This is a genomic window from Arthrobacter sp. P1_A5, assembly GCF_056406825.1.
Genome location: NZ_JBFTZL010000238.1, coordinates 1 through 4,674 on the forward strand (window position 1 = coordinate 1; position 4,674 = coordinate 4,674).

4 protein-coding genes are annotated in these 4,674 nt (G+C 70.8%); all 4 read left to right on the top strand.

All coding sequences use genetic code 11. The features are described 5' to 3' along the window. Positions 1-293: 293 nt before the first annotated feature. Positions 294-539 (top strand): hypothetical protein, encoded by a 246-nt coding sequence (locus tag AC1D1S_RS19395; RefSeq protein ID WP_243182154.1) that lies wholly within the window; start codon positions 294-296, stop codon positions 537-539. Beyond that, positions 526-660 (top strand): hypothetical protein, encoded by a 135-nt coding sequence (locus tag AC1D1S_RS19400; protein WP_275450882.1) that lies wholly within the window; start codon positions 526-528, stop codon positions 658-660. The genes AC1D1S_RS19395 and AC1D1S_RS19400 overlap by 14 nt, the downstream gene beginning before the upstream one ends. Positions 661-817: 157 nt before the next feature. Then, positions 818-1,435, top strand: a complete 618-nt coding sequence (locus tag AC1D1S_RS19405) for a DUF4232 domain-containing protein (protein ID WP_243182153.1) — start codon at positions 818-820, stop codon at positions 1,433-1,435. 132 nt (positions 1,436-1,567) lie between these two features. After that, positions 1,568-4,674, top strand: a 3,107-nt coding sequence (locus AC1D1S_RS19410) for a DEAD/DEAH box helicase (protein WP_476995239.1), incomplete at its 3' end; no start/stop codon positions are given.

Here is a 4,674-nt window from a genome sequence, read left to right on the forward strand (position 1 = left end):
CCGCGCGGCAGCGGGGGGCACCTCGGGGCGCACGGCGGCCGCGGCAGCGGCTGTCCCGCCGCCCCCTCCGCCCACCTTTGCCTGGCTGACCCGCCGCCGCGCAGCCCGCACGGACACGTAGACGGCCGCCTAGCGCCCGGAGTTCTACCGGGGGCTCCGGCCCTGGAGTTCCGTCCCTGGACTTGTGCACAACAGTAAGACAGTGTCTCATTCACTTGACCATTGAGGCGGAAGGCCATTCCACGGTTAGCTGGGTCACATCCTCGTTTCCCCGTGACCGTTCAGGACTCCTCATGACCTTGCAGAAAAACCGGCCTTCCGGCAGCGCCGCCCATTGGGACGACGTCGAGATCGGCGACGCCGTCCACCTCCACCGCGGCGGCCGCCTTGAGCACGCGGGCCTGGTCGACAACCGCACGCCCGACGGCGATGTCGTATGGGTGCTCTCCGACGGCGGGCACCGGCAGCTGTTCCACGTTGCCGACGGCTTTGAACTGAGCGTGGCAGACCCCGGAGGCGCTGGCCATGCTGGCAACTGACCGGCCTACGGCGCTGGCACGGCAGCCGGAAATCCTGTCCGGGTCCGCGGCCGGGACGGACCCCTGGGCCGCTTCCTGCCCCGACGACTGCCACTACTGCTCGGGGCCCGAGACCGACTAGGGCAGCTGCTCGCCGGCTCCGGGAAGCAGCACGCGGCGCAGTTGACCTCGGCCGATGCCGGGAAATCACAATCCGGACATCAATCGGGCTCCGTCGCAGTGGCATCGTTGACTAAGGCAACGGCGGGGATAATGGTTGAGCCATGAGGTCTCAGCGAATGAAGCACGCACTGGTTGTGACAACGGCTGCCGCGGCGGCCCTCCTCTTCAGCGGCTGCGGGGGCAGCTCGACGCAGGCCCAGTCGGCCGCGTCCCCGCCCAGCCCGTCTGCCACGGAGACCAGCCAGCCGCCGGCGACGTCCGCCGCCGCGCCGGAATCCTCTGCCGCCGCCGCACCGTCCACCGCCAAGGCAGGCCCCCAGCTGTGCAAGGCCGCAAGCCTGACCGGCACCACCGATGCCACCGGCGGCGGCGCGGCCGGCAGCATCTACATGCAGCTGATCCTGACCAACTCCGGCACCGAACCGTGCCTGCTGAAGGGCTTCGCGGGCGTCTCCCTCACAGCAGGGGCCGACGGTGAGCCGATCGGCGCCGCCGCCACCCGCGACGACTCGGGCCCGGTCACCGACGTCACGCTCGCCCCGGGCAAGGCCGGCACAGCCACCCTGCGCTACACCCAGGCCGCCAACTACCCGGACTGCACCAAGACACCGGCGGCAGGATTCCGGGTCTACCCGCCCAACGACACCGCGTCGCTGTTCATTCCGCAGCAACTGGACGCCTGCACCAACACGGAGATCAACCTGCTGACCATCGGTGCCTTCCAGCCCAAGTAACACCCGTCCCCCGCGTCTCTGCTCCAGCGCGTCTGCGCTCCGCCCGTCCCGGGGCACCTGGCCGCCGCGGGACCCGCTGCCCCATGATGTGGCCCGGCCAATAGTGTCGGCGGGGTAGGGCATGATGGAGGAATGAAGGGGCAGGAGCTCGCCGGCGGCACACTCGCGGCCGACGCCATGGACCGGTTCAGCCGGCCGACCCGGGACTGGTTCCTGGGCGCTTTTTCCGCGCCCACACCGGCCCAGAACGGCGCCTGGAATGCCATCTCCTCCGGTTCGCACGCCCTCGTCGTCGCACCCACCGGCTCCGGCAAGACGCTCGCCGCGTTCCTCTGGGCGCTGGACCGGTTGCTCGTCTCCGCGCCCGCAGAGCCCGACGCCCTCCCCGGCCTGGACCCCTCGGCCAAGGGCGGGCGCCGGAAGCCTGCTCGAGGCAAGGCGCCCCAGCGCAAGACCCGCGTGCTGTACATATCCCCGCTCAAGGCTCTCGGCGTCGACGTCGAACGCAACCTCCGCGCGCCGCTGATCGGCATCACGCAGACCGCCAAACGCCTGGACCTGCCGGCCCCGCTCATTACCGTGGGCGTCCGGTCCGGGGACACGACGGCGTCGGACCGCCGCTCGCTGCTCAGCCACCCGCCCGATATCCTCATCACCACCCCGGAATCGCTCTTCCTGATGCTGACGTCCAAGGCCCGCGAAACCCTCAGCGAGGTGGACACGATCATTGTCGACGAGGTCCACGCCGTCGCCGGCACCAAGCGCGGGGCGCATCTGGCGGTGTCGCTGGAACGGCTGGACGCGCTGCTGCCCAAGCCCGCCCAGCGGATCGGGCTGTCGGCCACCGTGGAACCCAAGGAGCTGGTGGCGCAGTTCCTTGCCGGCTCGGCGCCGGTGGAAATTGTCGCCCCTCCGTCACGGAAGAACTGGGACCTGACCGTCTCCGTCCCGGTGGAGGACATGTCCGATCTCCAGGGCGCCGCCGGGGCCTTCGACTCCGGTCCGGCCTCCGGGCTGCAGCCCCAGGCCTCCATCTGGCCGCATGTGGAGGAAAAGATCGTGGACCTGGTGCTCGCCAACCAGTCCACCATCGTGTTTGCGAACTCCCGCCGCCTCGCCGAACGGCTGACCGCCCGGCTCAACGAGATCTACGCCGAACGCCAGCTCCTGGCAGCCGGCGGCGGCTGGACGGACTTCGGCGCCAGCACCCCGGACTTCGACGCCGTGCCGAATGACGTGCCGCGGGGCGTGCCGAGTCCAGTGCCGAGTCCAATGCCGTCCCGCGGTGTGGGCGTGCCGTCCGGCGGCGCCGCCGCGCAGCCCACGTCCACCGCCACACCGGCCCACATGATGGCCCAGGCCGGGAGCAGCGCCGGCGCCGATCCCGTGCTGGCCCGCGCCCACCACGGCTCCGTGTCCAAGGACCAGCGCGCCCTGATCGAAGATGACCTGAAATCCGGTCGGCTGCGCTGCGTCGTGGCCACGTCCTCACTCGAGCTCGGCATCGACATGGGTGCAGTGGACCTGGTGGTGCAGGTCGAGTCGCCTCCCTCCGTGGCCAGTGGTCTGCAGCGGGTGGGCCGCGCCGGCCATCAGGTTGGCGAAGTCTCCCAGGGCGTCCTGTTCCCGAAGCACCGGGCAGACCTGGTCCACACGGCCATCACCGTGGAGCGGATGCTCGCGGGCAAGATCGAGCGGCTGAGCGTACCGGCCAACCCGCTGGACATCCTGGCCCAGCAGACGGTCGCCGCCACGGCCCTCGGTGCCATCGACGTGGAGGACTGGTTCAACACGGTCCGGCGGTCGGCGCCGTTCGCCTCGCTCCCCCGCTCCGCGTTCGAGGCCACCCTGGACCTCTTGGCCGGGCGCTACCCCTCGGACGAGTTCGCCGAACTGCGCCCCCGGGTCATCTGGGACCGGAATGCCGGGACCATCGAGGGCAGGCCCGGCGCGCAGCGGCTCGCCGTCACGTCCGGCGGCACCATCCCGGACCGCGGGCTGTTCGGCGTCTACATCATCGGCACCGAAGTCGAGGGCACCGGCGGTAGCGGCTCCTCCGGCGGCGCCGGTGCGGACGGCAGGGCAGCCAGCCCGGCCGCCGCCGCGGCCAAGGGCGGGCGCCGGGTGGGCGAACTCGATGAGGAAATGGTCTATGAGTCCCGGGTTGGCGACGTCTTCGCCCTCGGCGCCACCAGCTGGAAGATCGAGGACATCACGCACGACCGCGTCCTGGTCTCGCCGGCGTTCGGCCAGCCCGGCAAGCTCCCCTTCTGGAAGGGCGACTCCCTGGGCCGGCCGGTGGACCTGGGCCGCGCCCTCGGCGCATTCATGCGCGAACTGGCGGCGTCCGACGTCGGGCCGGCCACCGAGCGGTGCAAGGCCAGCGGACTGGACGATTACGCCGCGAACAACCTGATCCAGTACCTCGCCGAACAACGGCTCGCCACCGAGGTGGTCCCCAGCGACACGACCCTAGTGGTCGAACGCTTCCACGACGAGCTCGGCGACTGGCGCGTGGTGCTGCACAGCCCCTTCGGCATGCCCGTGCACGCACCGTGGGCCCTGGCCGTGGGCCAGCGCCTGCAGCAGCGCTACGGGATGGACGGCTCGGCCATGGCCGCCGACGACGGCATCGTGCTGCGCGTGCCCATGATGGAGGATGAGCCGCCGGGCGCCGAGTTGTTCCTGTTTGACCCGGAGGAAATCGAGCAGATCGTGACGGCGGAGGTCGGCGGGAGCGCCCTGTTCGCCTCCCGGTTCCGCGAGTGCGCGGCCCGCGCGTTGCTCCTGCCCCGGCAGAATCCCGGCAAGCGGCAGCCCTTGTGGCAGCAGCGGCAGCGTTCGGCGCAGCTGCTGGATGTTGCCCGGAAGTACCCGACGTTCCCGATTGTCCTCGAGACGGTCCGCGAGTGCCTGCAGGATGTCTACGACCTTCCGGCGCTGAAAGACATCGCCGCGTCGGTCGAGCGCCGCGAGCTCAGGATCGTCCAGACCACCACCCAGCAGCCCTCCCCGTTCGCGAAGTCCTTGCTCTTTGGCTACGTGGCCCAGTTCCTCTACGAAGGCGACTCCCCGCTGGCGGAGCGCCGGGCCGCTGCCCTGGCCCTCGATTCCACCCTGCTCAACGAGCTCATGGGCCGCGTGGAGCTGCGCGAACTGCTGGATGCGAAGGTCATCGAGGCCACCGAGCGCGAACTGCAGCGGCTGGCCCGCGACCGCCAGGTGCGCGGGCTGGAGGG

Coding starts and splice junctions, on each gene's coding strand:
- AC1D1S_RS19400 (WP_275450882.1), top strand. CDS start 526: ATGCTGGCAACTGACCGGCCTACGGCGCTGGCACGGCAGCCGGAAATC.
- AC1D1S_RS19405 (WP_243182153.1), top strand. CDS start 818: ATGAAGCACGCACTGGTTGTGACAACGGCTGCCGCGGCGGCCCTCCTC.
- AC1D1S_RS19395 (WP_243182154.1), top strand. CDS start 294: ATGACCTTGCAGAAAAACCGGCCTTCCGGCAGCGCCGCCCATTGGGAC.